The sequence below is a fragment of the Streptomyces sp. NBC_01485 genome (genome assembly GCF_036227125.1).
GTDB lineage: Bacteria > Actinomycetota > Actinomycetes > Streptomycetales > Streptomycetaceae > Streptomyces.
Window position 1 is genome coordinate 8,109,976 of sequence record NZ_CP109435.1, and the last position, 22,294, is coordinate 8,132,269.

The window sequence follows — 22,294 nt, forward strand, 5'->3', positions numbered from 1 at the left end:
GGCAAAGGCCGGTTCAAGCCGGTTCAAAGAGGGTTCAAGCCCTGCTGTCGGACCGCGTCGATCGTGCCTGAACGGGCGGTGAACACGGCCTTCCCGGCATCCGATAGCCTCTGCCGACATGCCGCCCGCCTGGCGCGGCCACCGGTGACGTCGCCGGTGCGGCCAAGGGGCACCCCATCGTGTACATGACCGGCGTGAACGCGTCGGACCCAGGGAGTGAGTTCGGTTGCCGACCGCCATCCTCACCGGCTCGCCGGTCCCCGGATCGTCGATCGAGGCAGACCTGCGGTCCCTCGGCTTCGACGTACGGACCGCCGCCGACGCCGGTGACGCCGAGACCCTCCTCGCGGCCGTCCCCGCCGACCAGCGCGTCGCCGTCGTGGACGCCCGCTTCGTGGGCCACGAGCACGCGCTGCGCCTCGGCCTCACAGACCCCCGCTTCCCGCTCGCCGCGATCCCGGGCGCGGTGACCGCCCAGCCGGCCGGCCGTCAGGCCCTGACCCGCGCGATGGCCCGGGAGAACTCCGCGAGCGGCGGTACCGTCCTCGCCGTCGGCAGCCTCGCCGACCGCGTCGTGACCGCCCTCGGCGCCGACGACGTCGACGTGCACCGCCCCGAACTCGGCAGCCTGGTCGCCGAAGTTCCCGCCGACCCGCAGGCCCGCAACGAGGCCCGGCAGGCCGTCGCCGCCGTCGACGACGAGGACGTACGGCTGAAGTCGGCCGTCAAGGCCCGCGACGGCTTCTTCACCACCTTCTGCATCAGCCCCTACTCCCGTTACCTCGCCCGCTGGTGCGCGCGCCGCGGCCTCACCCCGAACCAGGTCACCACCGCCTCGCTGCTCACCGCGCTGATCGCGGCGGCCTGCGCGGCCACCGGCACCCGGGCCGGGTTCGTGGCGGCCGGCGTCCTGCTGATCGCGTCCTTCGTCCTGGACTGCACCGACGGCCAGCTCGCCCGCTACTCCCTGCAGTACTCCACGCTCGGCGCCTGGCTCGACGCCACCTTCGACCGGGCCAAGGAGTACGCCTACTACGCGGGCCTAGCGCTGGGCGCGGCCCGCGGCGGCGACGACGTGTGGGCCCTCGCACTCGGCGCGATGGTGCTCCAGACCTGCCGGCACGTGGTCGACTTCTCGTTCAACGAGGCCAACCACGACGCCACCGCCAACACCAGCCCCACCGCGGCGCTCTCCGACAAGCTCGACAGCGTCGGCTGGACGGTCTGGGTGCGGCGGATGATAGTCCTGCCCATCGGCGAACGATGGGCCATGATCGCCGTCCTGACGGCCGTCACCACTCCCCGCATCACCTTCTACGCGCTGCTCATCGGCTGCGCGTTCGCGGCGACGTACACCACGGCCGGGCGGGTGCTGCGCTCGCTCACCCGCAAGGCCCAGCGCACGGACCGCGCGGCGCAGGCGCTCGCCGACCTCGCGGACAACGGGCCTCTGACCGAGCTGCTCGTGCGCTTCCTGCCGGGCTCGCCCCGTGTCACGGGGCCGCTCAGCGCCGCGGTCGGCGCCGTCCTGGTGACGCTCGGGGCGTGGGCGTGGGGACCGGGCTGGTGGGTCGTCCTGATGGCGGGCGGCTACGTCCTGCTGTCGGCCGAGGCCGTCGCGCACCCCCTCAAGGGCGCCCTCGACTGGCTGATCCCCCCTCTCTTCCGCGCCGCCGAGTACGGCACCGTGCTCATCCTCGCGGCCGAAGCCGATGTGAACGGAGCGCTTCCCGCGGCTTTCGGTCTCGTCGCCGCCGTCGCCTACCATCACTACGACACGGTGTACCGCATCCGCGGCAACGCCGGGGCGCCGCCGGCCTGGCTGGTGCGCGCGCTCGGGGGGCAGGAAGGGCGGACGCTGCTCGTGGCCCTGCTGGCCGCGCTGCTCACCGCCTCGCACTTCAAGGTCGCGCTCACGGTCCTCGCCGTGGCCGTCGCCGTGGTGGTGCTCGTCGAGAGCATCCGCTTCTGGGTGGCCGCCCACAAGGGCGGCGCTCCCGCCGTACACGATGAAGGAGAACCCGCATGATCGGCCTCGTGCTGGCGGCCGGCGCCGGACGGCGTCTGCGCCCCTACACCGACAGCCTGCCCAAGGCGCTGGTGCCGGTGGGGCCCGCGGGTATAGAGGGCGAGCCCACGGTGCTGGACCTGACGCTCGGCAACTTCGCCGAGATCGGTCTGACCGAGGTCGCGGTCATCGTCGGCTACCGCAAGGAGGCCGTCTACGAGCGCAGGGCGGCGCTGGAGGCGAAGTACGGCCTCAAGATCACCCTCATCGACAACGACAAGGCCGAGGAGTGGAACAACGCCTACTCCCTGTGGTGCGGCCGTGACGCCCTCAAGGACGGCGTGATCCTCGCCAACGGCGACACCGTGCACCCGGTCTCCGTCGAGAAGACGCTGCTCGCCGCCCGCGGCGACGGCAAGAAGATCATCCTGGCCCTCGACACGGTGAAGTCCCTCGCGGACGAGGAGATGAAGGTCGTCGTCGGCCCCGAGCAGGGCATGACGAAGATCACCAAGCTGATGGACCCGGCCGAGGCCACCGGCGAGTACATCGGCGTCACCCTCATCGAGGGCGACGCGGCCCCCGAACTGGCCGACGCGCTCAAGGCCGTCTGGGAGAAGGACCCCCAGCAGTTCTACGAGCACGGCTACCAGGAGCTCGTCAACCGCGGCTTCCGCATCGACGTGGCGCCGATCGGCGACGTCAAGTGGGTCGAGATCGACAACCACGACGATCTCGCCCGTGGACGGGAGATCGCGTGCCAGTACTGACCCGGCTGATCCCCACGCCGGTCGTCGTCGACATCCGCCCGGGTGCCCTCGACGACCTGGTAGGGCTCCTCGCCGACGAGCGCATCTCGCACTCGGGCAGGCTCGCGATCGCCGTCAGCGGCGGCTCGGGCGCCCGGCTGCGCGAGCGCCTGAGCCCCGCCCTGCCCGGCGCCACCTGGTACGAGGTCGGCGGCGGCACCCTCGACGACGCCGTGCGGCTGGCCAGTGACATAAGAGCCGGCCACTACGACGCGGTCGTGGGCCTCGGCGGCGGCAAGATCATCGACTGCGCGAAGTTCGCCGCGGCACGCGTGGGCCTGTCCCTGGTCGCCGTCCCCACGAACCTCGCGCACGACGGCCTGTGCTCGCCGGTCGCCACCCTCGACAACGACGCCGGCCGCGGCTCCTACGGAGTGCCGACCCCGATCGCGGTCGTCATCGACCTCGACGTCATCCGCGACGCCCCGGTGCGCTACGTGCGGGCCGGCATCGGCGACGCGGTGTCGAACGTCTCGGCGATCGCGGACTGGGAACTCGCCAACCGCGTCAAGGGCGAGAAGATCGACGGCCTCGCCGCCGCCATCGCCCGCCAGGCCGGCGAGGCGGTACTGCGCCACCCGGGCGGCATCGGGGACACCGACTTCCTCCAGGTGCTGGCCGAGGCGCTGGTGCTCAGCGGCATCGCCATGTCGGTGTCGGGCGACTCCCGCCCGTCCTCCGGCGCCTGCCACGAGATCAACCACGCCTTCGACCTGCTCTTCCCCAAGCGGGCGGCCGCCCATGGCGAGCAGTGCGGCCTGGGCGCGGCCTTCGCGATGTACCTGCGCGGAGCCCACGAGGAGTCCGTCCACATGGCCCAGGTGCTGCGCCGGCACGGACTGCCCGTCCTGCCCGGGGAGATCGGCTTCACGGTGGACGAGTTCGTCCGCGCCGTGGAGTTCGCCCCCGAGACCCGGCCCGGCCGCTACACGATCCTCGAACACCTCGACCTCAAGACCGAACAGATCAAGGACATCTACGCCGACTATGTCAAGGCCATCGGTAGCTGAACTCAGACCGGTCGTCCACCCTCCGGGGGTGAAGGACCGGCGCAGCGGTGAGCACTGGATGGGACGCCTCTACATGCGTGAGGTGTCCCTGCGGGTGGACCGCTATCTGGTGAACACCAGGGTCACGCCCAACCAGCTCACGTACCTGATGACCGTCTTCGGCGTGCTCGCGGCCCCGGCCCTGCTGGTGCCGGGGATCACGGGCGCCGTGCTCGGCGTGGTGTGCGTCCAGATGTACCTGCTGCTGGACTGCGTGGACGGCGAGATCGCCCGCTGGAAGAAGCAGTACTCGCTCGGCGGGGTCTACCTGGACCGGGTCGGGGCGTATCTCACCGACGCCGCCGTCCTGGTGGGCTTCGGGCTGCGCGCCGCCGACCTGTGGGGCAGCGGCCGGATCGACTGGCTGTGGGCGTTCCTCGGCACGCTGGCCGCCCTCGGCGCGATCCTGATCAAGGCCGAGACCGACCTCGTCGGCGTCGCCCGCCACCAGACGGGCATGCCGCCGGTCAAGGAGTCGGCGTCCGAACCGCGCTCCTCCGGCATGGCGCTGGCGCGCCGGGCGGCCTCGGCGCTCAAGTTCCACCGGCTGATCCTCGGCATGGAGGCGTCCCTGCTGATCCTGGTCCTGGCCGTCCTCGACGAGGTGCGCGGCGACCTGTTCTACTCCCGGCTCGGCGTCGCCGTACTGGCCGGCATCGCACTGCTGCAGACCCTGCTGCACCTGGTGTCCATCCTCGTGTCGAGCAGGCTGAAGTGAGCGCGCCCATAACGGGCGGCGCGCCCCTGACGGTCGGCGCGGTCGTCATCACCATGGGCAACCGCCCCGACGAGCTGACAGCCCTGCTCGACTCGGTCGCCAAGCAGGACGGCGACCGGGTCGAGGTGGTCGTGGTCGGCAACGGCTCGCCCGTCCCGGCCGTCCCCGAGGGCGTGCGCACGGTCGAACTGCCCGAGAACCTCGGCATCCCCGGCGGCCGCAACGTCGGCATCGAGGCCTTCGGCCCCAGCGGCCGCGACGTCGACGTCCTGCTGTTCCTGGACGACGACGGACTGCTCGCCCACCACGACACGGCCGAGCTGTGCCGCCGGGCCTTCGACGCCGATCCGAAGCTGGGGATCATCAGCTTCCGGATCGCCGACCCGGAGACCGGGGTCACCCAGCGCCGCCACGTCCCGCGGCTGCGCGCCTCCGACCCGATGCGCTCCTCGCGGGTCACCACCTTCCTCGGCGGCGCCAACGCCGTCCGGACGAAGGTCTTCGCCGAAGTCGGCGGCCTCCCGGACGAGTTCTTCTACGCCCACGAGGAGACCGACCTGGCCTGGCGGGCCCTGGACGCGGGCTGGATGATCGACTACCGGTCCGACATGGTGCTGTACCACCCGACGACCGCGCCCTCGCGGCACGCGGTGTACCACCGCATGGTCGCCCGCAACCGCGTCTGGCTGGCCCGCCGCAACCTTCCCGCCCCGCTGGTCCCCGTCTACCTCGGGGTCTGGCTGCTGCTCACGCTGGCGCGCCGCCCCTCGGGGCCGGCGCTGAAGGCCTGGTTCGGCGGCTTCCGGGAAGGCTGGAGCACTCCGTGCGGACCGCGCAGGCCCATGAAGTGGCGCACGGTATGGCGGCTGACCCGACTGGGCCGGCCCCCGGTGATCTGACAAGCTCGTCCCTGAGGCACCCGGGCCGTACCGCGGGCCCGCCGGCTCATGCCAGCCGTCAAGGCTGCGCATCCCGAAGACGAAAGTTTCCTACTTGTGAGTGAGACAACGCATGACGTCGGAGTCATGGTGAGTGCGCCTCCGCCGGCCGACGAAGGCCTCACGGCCGCCCAACTGGCCGCCAGGTACGGGCTCGCCGTGAGCGGCGCCCGTCCCCCGCTGCGGGAGTACGTCCGCCAGCTCTGGGGGCGCCGCCACTTCATCCTGGCGTTCTCCCAGGCGAAGCTGGCCGCGCAGTACAGCCAGGCCAAGCTCGGCCAGTTGTGGCAGGTGGCCACGCCGCTGCTGAACGCGGCCGTCTACTTCATGATCTTCGGCGTGCTGCTCGACGCCAGCCGGGGGATGTCCAAGGAGGTGTACATCCCCTTCCTGGTCACCGGCGTCTTCGTGTTCACCTTCACGCAGACCTCGGTGATGAGCGGCGTCCGCGCGATCTCCGGCAACCTCGGACTGGTCCGCGCCCTGCACTTCCCGCGCGCCTCCCTGCCGATCTCCTTCGCCCTGCAGCAGCTCCAGCAACTGCTGTACTCGATGATCGTGCTGTTCCTGGTGGTCATCGGCATGGGCAGCTACCCGGACCTGTCCTGGGCGCTGATCGTCCCGGTGCTCGCCCTGCAGTTCTGCTTCAACACCGGTCTGGCGCTGGTCTTCGCCCGGGCCGGCGCCAAGACCCCGGACCTGGCGCAGTTGATGCCGTTCGTGATGCGGACGTGGATGTACGCGTCCGGCGTGATGTTCTCCATCCCGGTCTTCCTCGCGGACAAGCCGTCGTGGGTGGCGAACATCCTGCAGTGGAACCCGGCCGCCATCTACATGGACCTGATGCGCTTCGCGCTCATCGAGGAGTACGGCGCCGAGAACCTCCCGGACCACGTGTGGGCGGTCGCGGGCGGCTGGGCCGCGCTGCTCGCCGTCGGCGGCTTCGTGTACTTCTGGAGGGCGGAGGAGAGGTACGGCCGTGGCTGAGCCGCTCCCGGGGCAGCCGGCGGGCCGGCGGGGCCCGACCGTCATCGCCGACGAGGTCCACATCGTCTACCGCGTCAACGGCGCCAAGACCGGCAAGGGCAGCGCCACCGCCGCACTGAGCCGGATCGTCAAGCGCGGCTCCGACGACACCGCCCGCGGGGTGCGCAAGGTGCACGCGGTGCGGGGCGTCTCCTTCGTCGCCCGCCGCGGCGAGGCCATCGGCCTGATCGGCTCCAACGGCTCTGGCAAGTCCACCCTGTTGCGCGCCATCGCCGGCCTGCTGCCGGCGGAGAGCGGCCGGGTCTACACCGACGGCCAGCCCTCGCTGCTCGGCGTCAACGCGGCGTTGATGAACGACCTCACGGGCGAGCGCAACGTCACCCTCGGCGGTCTGGCCATGGGCATGTCCCGTGAGCAGATCAAGGAGCGCTACCAGGAGATCGTCGACTTCTCCGGCATCAACGAGAAGGGCGACTTCATCTCCCTGCCGATGCGCACCTACTCGTCCGGCATGCAGGCCCGGCTGCGGTTCTCCATCGCCGCCGCCAAGGACCACGACGTCCTGATGATCGACGAGGCCCTGGCCACCGGCGACGCGAAGTTCCGCGGGCGCTCCGAGGAACGCATCCGGGACCTGCGCAGGCAGGCCGGCACGGTGTTCCTGGTCAGCCACAGCAACAAGTCGATCAGGGACACCTGCGACCGCGTGCTGTGGCTGGAACGCGGCGAACTGCGCCTGGACGGCCCGACCGAAGAGGTCATGAGGGAGTACGAGAAGTTCTCCGCCAAGTAGGGCGGTTGGACCAGGGCCCCGCCGGGACGTCCCGGCGGGGCCCTGCGTCTGCAAAGGAAACGTCAACTCCGGGGCGCCTTAGGAATCTTGACGCCAATCGGTGTGTTGTTGTGATGTGCAGGACACCCCCGGGAACCTCGCTGCGTTGTACAACGTAAGCTGGACCGGTCCCGAAACGCGTCAAGTGGGGCGATATTGCGCAGCGCCCACGGTCGGGACCGCCGCGCGGGCGGCCGAGCGGCGTGTCCGAAATAGTGTGTATTAGGTCCGCAGTGTAGAACGGGAGATGTGACGGCATTGGCTACGGAAACTCCCCAGCTCAGCGCAGGCCGTGCCGTCCCGGCCCCGGGTGGCCGACGATGACGGCGCCCGCCGCGCCACGTGTCGGCGACCCGGAGCGCGGCACGCTCGACAAGGCCGCGGACGAGAACTTCCCGGTGGCCCCGTTCTTCCTGCCGAGGGCCTGGCGCGAGGACCTGATGGCCGTGTATGGCTTCGCCCGGCTCGTCGACGACATCGGCGACGGCGACCTCGCACCGGGCGGCGCCGACGCCCGACTGCTCGGCGTGCCGGCCACCGAGGCCGACGACCGCCTCCTCCTGCTGGACGCCTTCGAGGCCGATCTGCGCCGGGTGTTCGACTCCGTGCCCCGCCACCCCCTGCTGCGCCGCCTCCAGCCGACGGTCCGCCGCCGCTCGCTCACCCCCGAGCCCTTCCTCGGCCTGATCGCCGCCAACCGGCAGGACCAGCTCGTCACCCGCTACGAGACCTACGACGACCTGGTCGCCTACTGCGAACTGTCCGCCAACCCCGTCGGCCGTCTCGTCCTCGCCGTCACCGGCGCCTCGACCCCCGAGCGCATCCGCCACTCCGACGCGATCTGCACCGCACTGCAGATCGTCGAACACCTGCAGGACGTGGCCGAGGACCTCGGCCGCGACCGCGTCTACCTGCCCGCCGCGGACATGGAGCGCTTCCACGTGCGGGAAGCCGATCTCGCCACGGCCACCGCGGGCGCATCGGTGCGCGCACTGGTCGCGTACGAAGCGGAACGCGCCCGCGGTCTCCTGAATGAAGGCGCCCCCCTGGTGGGTAGCGTCCACGGCAGGCTGAGGCTGCTGCTCGCGGGGTTCGTGGCGGGGGGAAGGGCGGCGATCCATGCGATCGCCGCCGCCGAATACGACGTACTTCCCGGCCCGCCCAAGCCCGGCAAGCTCCAGTTGCTGCGCGAGGTGGGCGTGACCCTGCGAGGAAAGGGGTGATCCGGACCGTGGAGTCGTCACCTCACGTGTCGGCACCGGTACTCGCCGCCTACAGCTACTGCGAGACCGTCACCGGACAGCAGGCCCGCAACTTCGCCTACGGCATCAGGCTGCTGCCCGCGCCCGAGCGCCGCGCGATGTCGGCCCTGTACGCCTTCTCGCGCCGCGTCGACGACATCGGCGACGGCGCGCTGGACGGCGACGTCAAGACCGCCCGGCTCGAGGACACCCGGGCGCTGCTCACCCGGGTCCGCGAGGGCGAGGTCGAGGAGGACGACACCGACCCCGTCGCGGTCGCCCTCTCGCACACGGCCCGGGCCTTCCCGGTCCCGCTGGGCGGCCTGGACGAGCTGATCGACGGCGTGCTGATGGACGTACGCGGCGAGACCTACGAGACCTGGGACGACCTGAAGGTGTACTGCCGCTGTGTGGCGGGCGCCATCGGGCGGCTCTCGCTCGGCGTGTTCGGCACCGAACCGGGGGCGCGCGGCATCGAGCGCGCGCCCGAGTACGCCGACACACTCGGGCTCGCGCTCCAGCTCACCAACATCCTCAGAGACGTCCGGGAGGACGCGGCGGGCGGCCGGACCTATCTGCCCGCCGACGACCTCGCGAAGTTCGGCTGCTCGGCCGGCTTCGACGGACCGAAGCCGCCCGAGGGATCCGACTTCGCCGGTCTCGTGCACTTCGAGGTACGACGCGCCCGCGCCCTGTTCGCCGAGGGCTACCGGCTGCTCCCGCTGCTCGACCGGCGCAGCGGCGCCTGTGTCGCCGCCATGGCCGGCATCTACCGCCGGCTCCTCGACCGCATCGAGCGCGACCCCGAGGCGGTACTGCGCGGCCGGGTCTCGCTGCCCGGCCGCGAGAAGGCCTACGTCGCTGTCCGTGGTCTGTCGGGCCTGGACGCCCGGCACGTGTCGCGGCAGACCGTCAGGAGGCACACCTGATGGACGCGGCGGGCGACCCGGTGGGCCAAGGCGACGCCACCGGAGAAAAGCGGCGCGCAACCCTCCGGTCCGGCGCGGCGTCCCTGACTGCGACGGCCTGCGGTGCAGAGTTCACACACCACGGCCGACCTGCACGGGAGGGTGCACGATGAACGACGAGCAGCTCGCCGACGCCTCGCAGCCGTCCGGTACTTCAGGGCGCAGCGCCGTCGTCGTCGGGGGCGGACTCGCCGGTGTCACAGCCGCGCTCGCGCTCGCCGACGCGGGCGTGCGCGTCACCCTCCTCGAAGGCCGGCCCCGGCTCGGCGGCCTCGCCTTCTCCTTCCAGCGCGGCGAACTCACCGTCGACAACGGACAGCACGTGTACCTGCGTTGCTGCACCGCCTACCGCTGGTTCCTCGACCGCATCGAGGGCAGCGCGCTGGCACCGCTGCAGGAGCGGCTGGACGTGCCCGTCGTCGACCTCGCCAAGCCCGAGGGGCGCCGGCTGGGCAGACTGCGGCGCGACGCGCTGCCCGTGCCGCTGCATCTGGGGCGCAGCCTCGCCACGTACCCGCACCTCTCGCTCGCCGAACGCGCGCGCGTGGGCAGGGCCGCGCTCGCGCTGAAGGGGCTCGACCTCACCGATCCGGCCCTGGACGCGCAGGACTTCGGCAGCTGGCTGACCGCGCACGGTCAGTCGGCACGCGCCGTCGAGGCCCTGTGGGACCTGGTCGGGATCGCCACCCTCAACGCGGTCGCCGGGGACTCCTCGCTGGCGCTCGCCGCGATGGTGTTCAAGACCGGTCTGCTGTCCGACCCGGGCGCGGCCGACATCGGCTGGGCGCATGTCCCGCTGGGCGAACTGCACGACCGGCTCGCCCGCAAGGCGCTCGACTCCGCGGGCGTGCGTACCGAGGTCCGTTCACGCGTCACCTCCCTCTCTCCCGACGAGAACGGGACCTGGAGCGTTCAGGTTCCCGGCGAGACGCTCCGCGCGGACACGGTCGTCCTCGCCGTACCGCAGCGCGAGGCGTACGACCTGCTCCCCGACGGGGCGCTCGACGACCCGCGGCGGCTGCTGGAGATCGGCACCGCGCCCATCCTCAACGTGCACGTCGTCTACGACCGCAAGGTGCTCGACAAGCCCTTCTTCGCGGCGCTCGGCTCACCCGTGCAGTGGGTCTTCGACCGCACCCACGCCTCCGGGCTGCGCGCGGGCCAGTACCTCGCCCTGTCCCAGTCCGCCGCGCACGACGAGATCGACGCCCCGGTCGCCGCGCTGCGCGAGCGCTATCTGCCCGAGCTGGAGCGGCTGCTGCCGGGCACGCGCGGCGCCGGGGTGCGGGACTTCTTCGTGACCCGGGAGCGCACGGCGACGTTCGCCCCCGCCCCCGGCGTCGGGCGCCTCCGCCCCGGCGCCCGCACCCAAGCCCCCGGCCTGTACCTGGCCGGTGCGTGGACCGCCACAGGGTGGCCCGCGACCATGGAGAGTGCGGTCCGCAGCGGCGTGAGCGCGGCGGACGCCGCCCTGAGCGCCCTGGGCCGGCCCCGCCCCCGCCGCCTCTTCGAGTTCGAGGAGGCGGCGTGATGCTCGATCAGCACGGCTCGGCACACCCCCGCACCCCCTCCGGTACCGCAACAAGAGGAGAAACTGTGCCCACTGTGCCCCCGGCCACGCCGGACGCCCCACGGACCGCGGTGGACGTGACCGCGCTCCTGGAGCGCGGCCGCACCCTGGCCACACCGGTGCTGCGGGCGGCCGTCGACCGGCTGGCCGCGCCCATGGACACGGTCGCCGCCTACCACTTCGGCTGGATCGACGCCCAGGGCAAGCCGACCGACGGCGACGGCGGCAAGGCCGTGCGCCCCGCCCTCGCCGTGCTCTCCGCCGAGGTCACCGGGTCCGCGCCCGAGGTGGGCATCCCCGGCGCGGTCGCCGTCGAGCTGGTCCACAACTTCTCGCTCCTGCACGACGACCTGATGGACGGCGACGAACAGCGCCGCCACCGCGACACCGTCTGGAAGGTGCACGGCCCCGCCCAGGCCATCCTGGTCGGCGACGCCCTGTTCGCCCTCGCCAACGAGGTGCTGCTGGAGCTCGGCACGGCCGAGGCCGGCCGCGCGACCCGCCGCCTCACCACCGCCACCCGCGCCCTCATCGACGGCCAGGCCCAGGACATCTCCTACGAGCACCGCGACCGCGTCAGCGTCGAGGAGTGCCTGGAGATGGAGGGCAACAAGACCGGCGCCCTGCTGGCCTGCGCCAGTTCCATCGGCGCCGTGCTCGGCGGCGCCGACGAGCGCACCGCCGACACCCTGGAGAAGTACGGCTACCACCTGGGCCTGGCCTTCCAGGCCGTCGACGACCTCCTCGGCATCTGGGGCGACCCGGTCTCCACCGGCAAGCAGACCTGGAGCGACCTGCGCCAGCGCAAGAAGTCCCTGCCGGTGGTCGCGGCGCTCGCGGCCGGCGGTGCCGCCTCCGAGCGGCTCGGCGAGATCCTCGCCGCCGACGCCAAGAGCAGCGACTTCGAGAACTTCTCCGAGGAGGAGTTCGCCGCCCGTGCCGCCCTGATCGAGGAGGCGGGCGGCCGGGAGTGGACCGCCGGGGAGGCCCGCCGTCAGCACACCGTCGCCCTCGACGCCCTGAACGCCGTCGACATGCCCGAGCAGGTGCGGGCCCGGTTCACGGCGCTCGCCGACTTCGTCGTCGTACGAAAGAGATGATCACTATCGGTCGAATAGCCCTCGCGTAGTCGCCGGCCGGTGTGCGAGGAGACAGAGCACCGGCCGACGGCGGACCCACAGCAGAAGCACGCCATGCACACTGCACGAAGGGGAAGCCATGACAGCGACGACCGACGGAAGCACCGGGGCCCTGCCGCCCCGCGCTGCCGCGGCCAGCGAAACCGACATCACCATCCCCGTGGCGGCCGGGGGACAAGAAGCCGCCGTACGTGCGATGCAACGCGCCACCGACTTCCTGCTCGCCCGCCAGGACCCCGAGGGCTGGTGGAAGGGCGACCTCGAGACGAACGTCACCATGGACGCCGAGGATCTGCTGCTCCGTCAGTTCCTGGGCATCCGCGACGAGGCCACCACCCGGGCCGCCGCCCTCTTCGTCCGCGGCGAGCAGCGCGAGGACGGCACCTGGGCCACCTTCTACGGCGGCCCGTCCGACCTCAACGCCACCATCGAGGCGTACGTCGCCCTGCGCCTGGCCGGCGACGCCCCCGAGGCGCCCCACATGAGCCGGGCCGCCGCCTGGATCCGCGAGCAGGGAGGCATCGCCGCCGCCCGCGTCTTCACCCGGATCTGGCTGGCCCTGTTCGGCTGGTGGAAGTGGGAGGACCTGCCCGAACTCCCGCCGGAACTCCTTTACTTCCCTAAATGGTTCCCGCTGAGCATCTACAACTTCGGCTGCTGGGCCCGGCAGACGATCGTGCCGCTCACCGTCGTCTCGGCGAAGCGCCCGGTGCGCCCGGCGCCGTTCCCGCTGGACGAGCTGCACACCGACCCGGCCCACCCCAACCCGCCCAAACCCCTTGCGCCGGTGAACAGTTGGGAGGGGCTCTTCCAGCGGCTCGACAAGGTGGTGCGCGGCTACCGGCCGGTCGCGGTGCGCAGGCTGCGCAAGGCGGCCCTGAACTCCGCCGCCCGCTGGATCATCGAACGCCAGGAGAACGACGGCTGCTGGGGCGGGATCCAGCCGCCCGCCGTGTACTCGGTCATCGCCCTCCACCTGCTCGGCTACGACCTCGAACACCCGGTGATGCGGGCCGGGTTGGCGTCGTTCGACCGCTACGCCGTGTGGCGCGAGGACGGCGCCCGGATGATCGAGGCCTGCCAGTCGCCGGTGTGGGACACCTGCCTGGCGACCATCGCGCTCGCCGACGCGGGACTCCCCGCCGACCATCCGCAACTGGTCAAGGCCGCCGACTGGATGCTCGGCGAACAGGTGACGCGGCCCGGCGACTGGTCGGTGCGCAGGCCCCAACTCCCGCCAGGGGGTTGGGCGTTCGAGTTCCACAACGACAACTACCCCGACATCGACGACACCGCCGAGGTCGTCCTCGCGCTGCGCCGGGTCAAGCACCACGACCCGCAGCGGATGGACCGGGCCGTCGCGCGCGGGGTGCGCTGGAACCTCGGCATGCAGTCGAAGAACGGGGCCTGGGGCGCCTTCGACGTCGACAACACCAGCAGGTTCCCCAACCGGATGCCGTTCTGCGACTTCGGCGAGGTCATCGACCCGCCGTCCGCCGACGTCACCGCGCACGTCGTCGAGATGCTGGCGGTCGAAGGACTCTCGCACGACCCGCGCACCCGGCGTGGCATCGAGTGGCTGCTCGCCGAACAGGAGCCGGAGGGCTCGTGGTTCGGGCGCTGGGGCGTCAACTACGTCTACGGAACAGGGTCGGTGGTGCCCGCCCTCACCGCGGCCGGCCTGCCCGCCCGGCACCCCGCGATCCGGCGGGCGGTGAACTGGCTGGAGCGGGTGCAGAACGACGACGGCGGCTGGGGCGAGGACCTGCGCTCCTACGAGGACCCCGTCCGCTTCAGCGCCCGGGGTCCCTCGACGGCCTCCCAGACGGCGTGGGCGCTGATGGCCCTGCTGGCGGCGGGGGAGAGGGACTCCAAGGCCGTCGAGCGGGGCGTCGCGTGGCTGGCGCAGACCCAGCGGGAGGACGGCTCCTGGGACGAGCCCTACTTCACCGGCACCGGCTTCCCGTGGGACTTCTCGATCAACTACCACCTCTACCGGCAGGTCTTCCCGCTGACCGCACTCGGCCGGTACGTCCACGGCGAGCCGTTCGGCAAGCTGCCCGGCGCGCAGCCGGCCGCCGCCGAGGCCGAGGGGAGCTGACTTGAGCACACAGCCCGTCCCCGCCCCGCTGCTGATCGCCTGCGCGCTCGGCATCGAGCACCTCGCCCTGCGCATGGGAGACCGCAGCGGCGCCGACGGGCCGGTCACCGTCCTGCGCACGGGCATGGGGCCCAAGGCGGCGGAGCGTTCCGTCACCCGGGTCCTGGCCGACCCGGTGCTCGGCGGGGCCGCCGTGCTCGCCACGGGGTTCTGCGCCGGGCTCGCCCCCGGCATGCACCCCGGTGACCTGGTCGTCGCCGAGGAGACCCGCGACCCGCGCGGCAGTGTCCCCTGCGTCGGCACCGAACTGCTCGTCAAGGAGCTCGTGCGCACCCTGCCCGGGCGCACCGTCCACACCGGCCCCCTCACCGGCTCCGACCACGTCGTACGCGGTCACGAACGGGCCGATCTGCTCGCGACCGGCGCAATCGCGGTCGACATGGAGTCGGCGGCCACGCTCCTGAGCGCCGTGCGCGCGGATGTGCGCCCGGTTGCGGCCGTCCGGGTGGTCGTGGACGCTCCAGAACATGAACTCGTCCGGATCGGCACGGTGCGCGGTGGAATATCAGCTTTCCGCGTTCTTCGCTCCGTCCTGCCTGCTTTTTTCGAATGGCACCGTAATGTTCTGCTCCCCCGGAGGTGAGCCACATGGCCATGCCGCTGCGCCAGTCCATCAAGGTCGCTACATACCTGGCCGAACAGAAGCTCCGTAAGCGGGACAAGTTCCCGCTCATCGTCGAGCTGGAACCCCTCTTCGCCTGCAACCTCAAGTGCGAGGGCTGCGGCAAGATCCAGCATCCGGCCGGCGTGCTCAAGCAGCGCATGCCGGTCGCCCAGGCCGTCGGAGCGGTCCTGGAGTCCGGCGCGCCGATGGTGTCCATCGCGGGCGGCGAGCCCCTGATGCACCCTCAGATCGACGAGATCGCACGGCAGTTGGTGGCCAAGAAGAAGTACGTCTTCCTCTGCACCAACGCCATGCTGCTGCGCAAGAAGATGGACAAGTTCACGCCCTCCCCGTACTTCGCGTTCGCCGTGCACATCGACGGGCTGCGCGAGCGGCACGACGAGTCGGTGGCGAAGGAAGGCGTGTTCGACGAGGCCGTGGCGGCCATCAAGGAGGCCAAGCGGCGCGGCTTCCGGGTCACCACCAACTCGACGTTCTTCAACACCGACACCCCGCAGACCATCATCGAGGTCCTCAACTTCCTCAACGACGACCTGCACGTAGACGAGATGATGATCTCGCCCGCCTACGCCTACGAGAAGGCACCCGACCAGGAGCACTTCCTCGGCGTCACGCAGACCCGCGAGCTGTTCAAGAAGGCCTTCGCGGGCGGCAACCGGCGCCGCTGGCGGCTCAACCACTCCCCGCTCTTCCTGGACTTCCTGGAGGGCAAGGTCGACTTCCCGTGCACCGCGTGGGCGATCCCGAACTACTCGCTCTTCGGCTGGCAGCGGCCCTGCTACCTGATGAGCGACGGGTACGTGCCGACGTACCGCGAGCTGATCGAGGACACCGACTGGGACAAGTACGGCCGGGGCAAGGACCCGCGCTGCGCCAACTGCATGGCGCACTGCGGCTACGAGCCCACCGCCGTCCTCGCCACCATGGGCTCCCTCAAGGAGTCCCTGCGCGCCATGCGGGACACCGTCGCGGGAAACCGGGAGTGACGGGATGACCGCCGTCTCTCTGGGCGTCCCCGGGATGCCGGTCCGGCCGGTGGCGTCGCGACGTGAGTCGCGGCGCATCCGGGTCGGCCCGGTGGCGGTCGGGGGCGGGGCCCCGGTGTCGGTGCAGTCGATGACGACGACGCGTACGTCGGACATCGGTGCGACCTTGCAGCAGATCGCGGAACTCACCGCGTCCGGCTGCCAGATCGTCCGGGTGGCCTGCCCGACGCAGGACGACGCGGACGCGCTGTCGACGATCGCCCGCAAGTCGCAGATCCCGGTGATCGCGGACATCCACTTCCAGCCGAAGTACGTCTTCTCCGCGATCGAGGCGGGCTGCGCGGCGGTCCGCGTGAACCCCGGCAACATCAAGCAGTTCGACGACAAGGTCAAGGAGATCGCCAGGGCGGCGAAGGACCACGGCACGCCGATCCGTATCGGCGTCAACGCCGGTTCGCTGGACCGCCGGTTGCTGCAGAAGTACGGCAAGGCCACCCCCGAGGCGCTCGTGGAGAGCGCCCTGTGGGAGGCGTCCCTCTTCGAGGAGTACGGGTTCCGGGACATCAAGATCTCCGTGAAGCACAACGACCCGGTGATCATGATCGAGGCGTACCGGCAGCTCGCCGCCCAGAGCGACTACCCGCTGCACCTGGGCGTCACGGAGGCGGGCCCGGCGTTCCAGGGCACGATCAAGTCGGCGGTGGCCTTCGGCGCGCTGCTCGGCCAGGGCATCGGCGACACGATCCGGGTGTCGCTGAGCGCGCCGCCGGTCGAGGAGGTCAAGGTCGGCCTCCAGATCCTGGAGTCCCTGAACCTCAAGCAGCGGCGGCTGGAGATCGTCTCCTGCCCGTCCTGCGGCCGTGCCCAGGTCGACGTGTACAAGCTGGCCGACGAGGTCACGGCGGGCCTGGACGGCATGCAGGTCCCGTTGCGCGTCGCGGTCATGGGGTGTGTGGTCAACGGTCCCGGTGAGGCGCGGGAGGCGGACCTCGGCGTCGCCTCCGGCAACGGCAAGGGGCAGATCTTCGTGAAGGGCGAGGTCATCAAGACCGTCCCCGAGTCGAAGATCGTGGAGACCCTCATCGAGGAGGCGCTGAAGATCGCCGAGCAGATGGAACAGGACGGCGTCGGGTCGGGGGAGCCGGCCGTCACCGTGAGCTGAACAGCACGGACCGAAGGGGGCCCGACGTGACGATCCTGGAGAACATCCGGCAACCACGCGACCTGAAGGCGCTGTCCGAGGCGGAACTCGGTGAACTGTCCGAAGAGATAAGGGAGTTCCTGGTCCAGGCGGTCGCCAGGACCGGCGGGCATCTCGGGCCCAACCTGGGCGTGGTGGAACTGGCCGTCGCCCTGCACCGGGTGTTCGAGTCACCGGTCGACCGCATCCTGTGGGACACCGGCCACCAGAGCTATGTGCACAAGCTTCTGACGGGTCGTCAGGATTTCTCCAAGCTGCGCGGCAAGGGCGGCCTGTCCGGCTATCCCTCCCGTGAGGAGTCCGAGCACGACGTCATCGAGAACAGCCACGCCTCCACCGCGCTCGGCTGGGCCGACGGCCTCGCCAAGGCCCGCCAGGTGCAGGGCGAGAAGGGCCACGTCGTCGCGGTCATCGGCGACGGGGCGCTCACCGGCGGCATGGCCTGGGAGGCGTTGAACAACATCGCGGCCGCCAAGGACCGGCCGCTGATCATCGTCGTCAACGACAACGAGCGCTCGTACGCGCCGACCATCGGCGGTCTCGCCAACCACCTGGCGACCCTGCGCACGACCGACGGCTACGAGAAGGTGCTGGCCTGGGGGAAGGACGTCCTGCTGCGCACCCCGGTCATCGGTCACACGCTCTACGAGTCGCTGCACGGGGCGAAGAAGGGCTTCAAGGACGCGTTCGCGCCGCAGGGCATGTTCGAGGATCTGGGGCTGAAGTACGTCGGCCCGATCGACGGGCACGACGTCAAGGCCGTCGAGTCCGCGCTGCGGCGCGCCAAGCGCTTCCACGGGCCGGTGCTGGTCCACTGCCTCACCGAGAAGGGGCGGGGTTACGAGCCCGCGCTCGCGCACGAGGAGGACCACTTCCACACCGTCGGCGTGATGGACCCGCTGACCTGCGTGCCGCTCGCGCCGGCCGGCGGGCCGTCCTGGACGTCCGTGTTCGGCGACGAGATCGTGGCGATCGGCGAGGAACGGGACGACGTCGTGGCGATCACGGCGGCCATGCTGCACCCGGTGGGCCTGGGCAGGTTCGCCGAGCGCTTCCCGGACCGGGTGTGGGACGTCGGCATCGCCGAGCAGCACGCGGCCGTGAGCGCGGCCGGCCTGGCGGCCGGGGGCCTGCACCCGGTCGTCGCCGTCTACGCCACCTTCCTCAACCGGGCCTTCGACCAGTTGCTGATGGACGTGGCCCTGCACCGCTGCGGGGTGACGTTCGTGCTGGACCGGGCCGGGGTCACCGGCGTCGACGGCGCGTCCCACAACGGCATGTGGGACATGTCCGTGCTCCAGGTCGTCCCCGGACTGCGCATCGCGGCCCCGCGCGACGCCGGCCAACTGCGCGCGCAGTTGCGGGAGGCCGTCGCGGTGGACGACGCGCCGACCCTGGTCCGCTTCCCCAAGGAGTCGGTCGGGCCGGACATCCCGGCGGTCGGCCGGGTGGGCGGCATGGACGTGCTGCACCGGGGCGAGCGGCCGGACGTGCTTCTCGTCGCCGTCGGCGTGATGGCGCCGGTGTGCCTGCAGGCCGCCGAGCTGCTGGCCGCGCGGGGCGTCAACTGCACGGTCGTCGATCCCCGTTGGGTCAAACCCGTCGACCCGGCCCTGCCCGGCCTCGCCGCCGGGCATCGTCTGGTGGCCGTCGTCGAGGACAACAGCCGCGCCGCAGGAATCGGTTCGGCAGTCGCGCTGGCCCTGGGTGACGCCGAAGTCGACGTGCCCGTACGGCGGTTCGGGATTCCGGAGCAGTTCCTCGCGCACGCCAAGCGCGCCGAGGTGCTCGCCGACATCGGCCTCACGCCCGTCGAGGTCGCCGGCCGGATCAGCGCGAGCCTGGCCGTCCAGGACGTCACCTCCGCCGACGGACCCGTCGCCGGCCCAGTGAAGGAGAAGGCGCAATGACCACGGAGTTCGACCTCGGCGCCCTCCTGGCCGAGCGCGGCGCCGAACGCTACGAGCTGCACGGCAGGTACCTCAACCACCAACTGCCGCGCATGCTGCACACCATCGGCTTCGACAAGGTCTACGAGCGCGGCGAGGGCGCGTACTTCTGGGACGCGGACGGCGACGACTACCTGGACATGCTCGCCGGGTTCGGCGTGATGGGCCTGGGCCGCCACCACCCCGTCGTCCGCAAGGCGCTGCACGACGTCCTCGACGCCGGCCTCGCCGACCTCACCCGCTTCGACTGCCAGCCGCTGCCCGGACTGCTGGCCGAGAAGCTGCTCGCGCACAGCCCGCACCTGGACCGGGTGTTCTTCGGCAACAGCGGCACCGAGGCGGTGGAGACCGCGCTGAAGTTCGCCCGGTACGCCACCGGCAGACCGAGGGTCCTGTACTGCGACCACGCCTTCCACGGGCTCACCACGGGCTCGCTGTCGGTGAACGGCGAGTCGGGCTTCCGGGACGGGTTCGCGCCCCTGCTGCCCGACACGGCGGTCCCGCTCGGTGATCTCGACGCGCTGGCAAGGGAGTTGAAGAAGGGTGACGTCGCCGCCCTGATCGTCGAGCCGATCCAGGGCAAGGGCGTCCACGAGGCGCCGCCCGGCTATCTGCGCGCCGCCCAGGAGCTGCTGCACCGGCACAAGGCGCTGCTCGTCGCGGACGAGGTGCAGACCGGCCTCGGCCGGACCGGCGACTTCTACGCCTACCAGCACGAGGAGGGCGTCGAACCGGACCTGGTGTGCGTGGCCAAGGCGCTGTCCGGCGGGTATGTGCCGGTCGGGGCCACGCTCGGCAAGGACTGGATCTTCAAGAAGGTCTACTCGTCGATGGACCGGGTGCTGGTGCACTCGGCGAGCTTCGGGTCCAACGCGCAGGCCATGGCGGCCGGGCTCGCGGTGCTGTCCGTCATGGAGAACGAGCAGATCGTGGCCAACGCCCGGGCGACGGGGGAGCAGTTGACGTCCCGGCTCGCCGCCCTGGTCGACAAGTACGAGCTGCTGGCCGATGTCCGGGGCCGGGGCCTGATGATCGGCATCGAGTTCGGAAGGCCCAAGTCGCTGAAGCTGCGCAGCCGTTGGGCCATGCTCCAGGCGGCGCGCAAGGGTCTGTTCGCGCAGATGGTGGTCGTGCCGCTGTTGCAGCGGCACCGGATCCTCACCCAGGTGTCCGGCGACCACCTGGAGGTGATCAAACTGATCCCGCCGCTGATCGTCGGCGAGCGGGAGGTGGACCGGTTCCTGGACGCCTTCACCGCCGTCATGGACGAAGCGCATAGCGGCGGCGGGCTGATGTGGGACTTCGGCAAGACCCTGGTGAAGCAGGCGGTGGCCAACCGCTGAGCGGCCTCGGGCGGTCTCCGGGTGCCGGATCCGCCTCTGAGGAGTCTCCGGGATTTGCCTCTGAGGCAAGAAATTTGCCGTAGAGGCAACTCGGGCGTGGAATGGAGACATGAGCCCGCCCGAGTCGGAGTCCGATTCCGAGCCCTCGACGGAACACGCCGAGGCTCTTCCCGTCGTCGCCCCCCGACTGCGCGCCCTGCGCCGCCGGGCCGCCCTCACCCTGGAGGCCGCGGCCCGGGCCGCCGGGCTGTCGCCGGGGTACCTCTCCCGCCTGGAGACCGGGCAGCGCCAGCCCTCGCTGCCGATGCTGCTCGCCCTCGCCCGCGTCTACGGTACGACGGTCTCGGAGCTGCTCGGTGAGACGGGCGCCGACCGGGAGGCCGTCGTGCGCGCCGCCGACATGGAACCCACCCGCGCGGGCGGCTGGACGTACTGGCAGGCCAGCGCCTCCGGGCGCGGGATACAGGCGCTGCGCGTCCATGTCCCGTTCGGCTCCCAGGGCGACGTCGTGCGGGTGCACCCCGGGGAGGAGTGGCTGCACGTCCTGCGGGGGCGGCTGCGGCTGCGCCTCGGGGACACCACCGACCTGCTCGGGCCCGGTGACAGCGCGCACTTCGACTCGCTGACCCCGCACCGCATCGCCGCGCAGGACGCCGACGGGGTCGAGCTGCTCTTCGTCCACACCCTGCTGCAGAGCCCCACGGCCACGCTGTGCCTGGGCCCGACCACCCCTTCAGAGACCGGAGAGACGCCATGAGCGACCTCGAGGAGAAGTTCCCCCGCACCCTGTGGATCCGGCTGATCATCTACCTCGCCGTGGGGCACCTCTTCGCGGGATTCCTCTGGCTGCTCTTCGAGGTGGGGGCCAAGCGGTAGAGCTCTCCGGGGAGCAGGTCGGGCGTGGGTCAGTCGAGCAGCCGGTCCCGTAGGCGCTCGCGGGTCTCGGGGGCGAGGCTCAGGCCCTGATCCAGGTAGGCGTCGACGCCGCCCCAGGTCTCCTCGATGGTCTCGAACGCCGCCGCCAGGTACTCCGCGCGGGCGTCGAACAGGGGGCTGAGCAGCTCCATGACCTCGGGGGAGTAGGCCTCGGCGGAGGTGGCGCTGCGGCGCACCCGGTAGCGGCGGTGCTTGGCGTTGGACTCCAGGTAGTCGGCGAGGACCGCCTCGCGCTCCACGCCTACGGCGAGCAGCGTCACGGCGATGGACACGCCCGCGCGGTCCTTGCCCGCCGCGCAGTGCATCAGGGCCGGGACGCTGTCCTCGGCGAGCGCGTGCAGCACCCGCGAGTGCTCCGCCGTGCGCTCCTTGACGATCGAGCGGTAGGAGGCGATCATGCGGTCCGCGCCCTTGCCGTCCCCGAGGATCCCGCGGAGTTGGTCGAGGTGGCCGTCGCGCACCATCTTCCAGAACTGGGAGCCGTCCGCCGGGTCCGACAGCGGCAGGTTCACATTGCGCACGCCCGGCAGTTCGACGTCCGGGCCCTCCAGCTTCTGGTCCGCCGCGTTGCGGAAGTCGAAGATCGTGTGCAGGCCCAGGTCGGAGAGGAACGCGGCGTCCTCGTCGGTCGCGTGCGCGAGGTGGCCGCTGCGGAACAGCACGCCGTGGCGCACGCGCCGGCCGTCGACGGTCGGCAGACCGCCCACGTCCCGGAAGTTGCGCACGGCGGCCAGCTCGGGGTCGGTCGACGGGATCTGCTGCGTCACTGGGCTTCCTCCCTGTCGGTCTCCGTCGGCGCGGCTCGTGGTGGCCGACGGGACACCGCATCGACCA

21 protein-coding genes are annotated in these 22,294 nt (G+C 71.4%); 20 read left to right on the forward strand and 1 reads right to left on the reverse strand.

What is annotated here, in order from left to right:
- Positions 1–226: 226 nt before the first annotated feature.
- The 20 genes from OG352_RS35750 (at position 227) to OG352_RS35840 (ending at position 21,400) form a co-directional block, all read left to right on the forward strand.
- Positions 227–2,029 carry a DUF5941 domain-containing protein gene (locus OG352_RS35750; RefSeq protein ID WP_329222605.1) on the forward strand — a complete coding sequence of 601 codons (1,803 nt, stop codon included), beginning with the start codon at positions 227–229 and terminating at the stop codon, positions 2,027–2,029.
- Positions 2,026–2,778 (forward strand): phosphocholine cytidylyltransferase family protein, encoded by a 753-nt coding sequence (locus OG352_RS35755; protein ID WP_329222606.1) that lies wholly within the window; start codon positions 2,026–2,028, stop codon positions 2,776–2,778. The genes OG352_RS35750 and OG352_RS35755 overlap by 4 nt, the downstream gene beginning before the upstream one ends.
- Positions 2,766–3,827 (forward strand): iron-containing alcohol dehydrogenase family protein, encoded by a 1,062-nt coding sequence (locus OG352_RS35760; protein ID WP_329222607.1) that lies wholly within the window; start codon positions 2,766–2,768, stop codon positions 3,825–3,827. Before OG352_RS35755 ends, OG352_RS35760 begins: the two co-directional genes overlap by 13 nt.
- Positions 3,805–4,584, forward strand: a complete 780-nt coding sequence (locus OG352_RS35765; protein ID WP_329222608.1) for a CDP-alcohol phosphatidyltransferase family protein — start codon at positions 3,805–3,807, stop codon at positions 4,582–4,584. Before OG352_RS35760 ends, OG352_RS35765 begins: the two co-directional genes overlap by 23 nt.
- 53 nt (positions 4,585–4,637) lie before the next feature.
- On the forward strand, positions 4,638–5,483 hold the full coding sequence (locus OG352_RS35770) for a glycosyltransferase family 2 protein (protein WP_443072523.1): 846 nt from the start codon (positions 4,638–4,640) through the stop codon (positions 5,481–5,483).
- 96 nt (positions 5,484–5,579) lie between these two features.
- Positions 5,580–6,509: an ABC transporter permease gene (locus OG352_RS35775; RefSeq protein WP_329222610.1), complete on the forward strand. Its 930-nt coding sequence runs from the start codon at positions 5,580–5,582 to the stop codon at positions 6,507–6,509.
- Complete coding sequence (locus tag OG352_RS35780) at positions 6,502–7,302, forward strand: ABC transporter ATP-binding protein (protein WP_329222611.1); 801 nt, start codon at positions 6,502–6,504, stop codon at positions 7,300–7,302. Before OG352_RS35775 ends, OG352_RS35780 begins: the two co-directional genes overlap by 8 nt.
- A 359-nt stretch (positions 7,303–7,661) precedes the next feature.
- Positions 7,662–8,564 carry a squalene synthase HpnC gene (gene hpnC, locus OG352_RS35785; protein ID WP_329222612.1) on the forward strand — a complete coding sequence of 301 codons (903 nt, stop codon included), beginning with the start codon at positions 7,662–7,664 and terminating at the stop codon, positions 8,562–8,564.
- Complete coding sequence (hpnD, locus tag OG352_RS35790) at positions 8,561–9,511, forward strand: presqualene diphosphate synthase HpnD (RefSeq protein ID WP_329222613.1); 951 nt, start codon at positions 8,561–8,563, stop codon at positions 9,509–9,511. The genes hpnC and hpnD overlap by 4 nt, the downstream gene beginning before the upstream one ends.
- A complete protein-coding gene (locus OG352_RS40140) occupies positions 9,511–9,663 on the forward strand; it encodes a DUF6380 family protein (protein WP_443072430.1) in 153 nt (50 codons plus the stop codon). Before hpnD ends, OG352_RS40140 begins: the two co-directional genes overlap by 1 nt.
- On the forward strand, positions 9,660–11,081 hold the full coding sequence (hpnE, locus tag OG352_RS35795) for a hydroxysqualene dehydroxylase HpnE (protein WP_329222614.1): 1,422 nt from the start codon (positions 9,660–9,662) through the stop codon (positions 11,079–11,081). Before OG352_RS40140 ends, hpnE begins: the two co-directional genes overlap by 4 nt.
- Before the next feature lie 65 nt (positions 11,082–11,146).
- Positions 11,147–12,220, forward strand: a complete 1,074-nt coding sequence (locus tag OG352_RS35800; protein ID WP_329222615.1) for a polyprenyl synthetase family protein — start codon at positions 11,147–11,149, stop codon at positions 12,218–12,220.
- A gap of 118 nt (positions 12,221–12,338) precedes the next feature.
- Complete coding sequence (shc, locus tag OG352_RS35805; protein WP_329222616.1) at positions 12,339–14,360, forward strand: squalene--hopene cyclase; 2,022 nt, start codon at positions 12,339–12,341, stop codon at positions 14,358–14,360.
- Between the two features lies 1 nt (position 14,361).
- The gene (locus tag OG352_RS35810) at positions 14,362–15,003 is read left to right on the forward strand and encodes a phosphorylase family protein (protein WP_329222617.1); all 642 of its coding nucleotides are present in this window, start codon (positions 14,362–14,364) and stop codon (positions 15,001–15,003) included.
- 5 nt (positions 15,004–15,008) lie between these two features.
- Positions 15,009–16,031, forward strand: coding sequence for an adenosyl-hopene transferase HpnH (gene hpnH / locus OG352_RS35815; protein WP_329222618.1), 1,023 nt, complete (start codon positions 15,009–15,011; stop codon positions 16,029–16,031).
- Positions 16,032–16,035: 4 nt separating this feature from the next.
- Positions 16,036–17,193, forward strand: a complete 1,158-nt coding sequence (ispG, locus tag OG352_RS35820) for a flavodoxin-dependent (E)-4-hydroxy-3-methylbut-2-enyl-diphosphate synthase (protein WP_329222619.1) — start codon at positions 16,036–16,038, stop codon at positions 17,191–17,193.
- Between the two features lie 26 nt (positions 17,194–17,219).
- Complete coding sequence (dxs, locus tag OG352_RS35825; RefSeq protein WP_329222620.1) at positions 17,220–19,142, forward strand: 1-deoxy-D-xylulose-5-phosphate synthase; 1,923 nt, start codon at positions 17,220–17,222, stop codon at positions 19,140–19,142.
- Positions 19,139–20,524, forward strand: a complete 1,386-nt coding sequence (locus tag OG352_RS35830) for an aspartate aminotransferase family protein (protein ID WP_329222621.1) — start codon at positions 19,139–19,141, stop codon at positions 20,522–20,524. The genes dxs and OG352_RS35830 overlap by 4 nt, the downstream gene beginning before the upstream one ends.
- 109 nt (positions 20,525–20,633) lie before the next feature.
- The gene (locus OG352_RS35835; RefSeq protein ID WP_329222622.1) at positions 20,634–21,281 is read left to right on the forward strand and encodes a helix-turn-helix domain-containing protein; all 648 of its coding nucleotides are present in this window, start codon (positions 20,634–20,636) and stop codon (positions 21,279–21,281) included.
- Entirely contained in the window at positions 21,278–21,400 is a 123-nt protein-coding gene (locus OG352_RS35840; protein ID WP_329222623.1) for a DUF6126 family protein, read from the forward strand. The genes OG352_RS35835 and OG352_RS35840 overlap by 4 nt, the downstream gene beginning before the upstream one ends.
- A gap of 29 nt (positions 21,401–21,429) precedes the next feature.
- Here the strand turns inward: OG352_RS35840 and OG352_RS35845 are convergent, their stop codons facing one another.
- Complete coding sequence (locus OG352_RS35845; RefSeq protein ID WP_329222624.1) at positions 21,430–22,227, reverse strand: tyrosine-protein phosphatase; 798 nt, start codon at positions 22,225–22,227, stop codon at positions 21,430–21,432.
- Positions 22,228–22,294 lie beyond the last annotated feature (67 nt).

Bases quoted from the DNA above. Each gene is read 5' to 3' on its own strand.
- OG352_RS35755 (WP_329222606.1), top strand. From the start codon at position 2,026: ATGATCGGCCTCGTGCTGGCGGCCGGCGCCGGACGGCGTCTGCGCCCC.
- OG352_RS35765 (WP_329222608.1), top strand. From the start codon at position 3,805: ATGTCAAGGCCATCGGTAGCTGAACTCAGACCGGTCGTCCACCCTCCG.
- OG352_RS35770 (WP_443072523.1), top strand. From the start codon at position 4,638: ATGGGCAACCGCCCCGACGAGCTGACAGCCCTGCTCGACTCGGTCGCC.
- hpnC (WP_329222612.1), top strand. From the start codon at position 7,662: ATGACGGCGCCCGCCGCGCCACGTGTCGGCGACCCGGAGCGCGGCACG.
- OG352_RS40140 (WP_443072430.1), top strand. From the start codon at position 9,511: ATGGACGCGGCGGGCGACCCGGTGGGCCAAGGCGACGCCACCGGAGAA.
- hpnE (WP_329222614.1), top strand. From the start codon at position 9,660: ATGAACGACGAGCAGCTCGCCGACGCCTCGCAGCCGTCCGGTACTTCA.
- shc (WP_329222616.1), top strand. From the start codon at position 12,339: ATGACAGCGACGACCGACGGAAGCACCGGGGCCCTGCCGCCCCGCGCT.
- hpnH (WP_329222618.1), top strand. From the start codon at position 15,009: ATGGCCATGCCGCTGCGCCAGTCCATCAAGGTCGCTACATACCTGGCC.
- ispG (WP_329222619.1), top strand. From the start codon at position 16,036: ATGACCGCCGTCTCTCTGGGCGTCCCCGGGATGCCGGTCCGGCCGGTG.
- OG352_RS35830 (WP_329222621.1), top strand. From the start codon at position 19,139: ATGACCACGGAGTTCGACCTCGGCGCCCTCCTGGCCGAGCGCGGCGCC.
- OG352_RS35835 (WP_329222622.1), top strand. From the start codon at position 20,634: ATGAGCCCGCCCGAGTCGGAGTCCGATTCCGAGCCCTCGACGGAACAC.
- OG352_RS35840 (WP_329222623.1), top strand. From the start codon at position 21,278: ATGAGCGACCTCGAGGAGAAGTTCCCCCGCACCCTGTGGATCCGGCTG.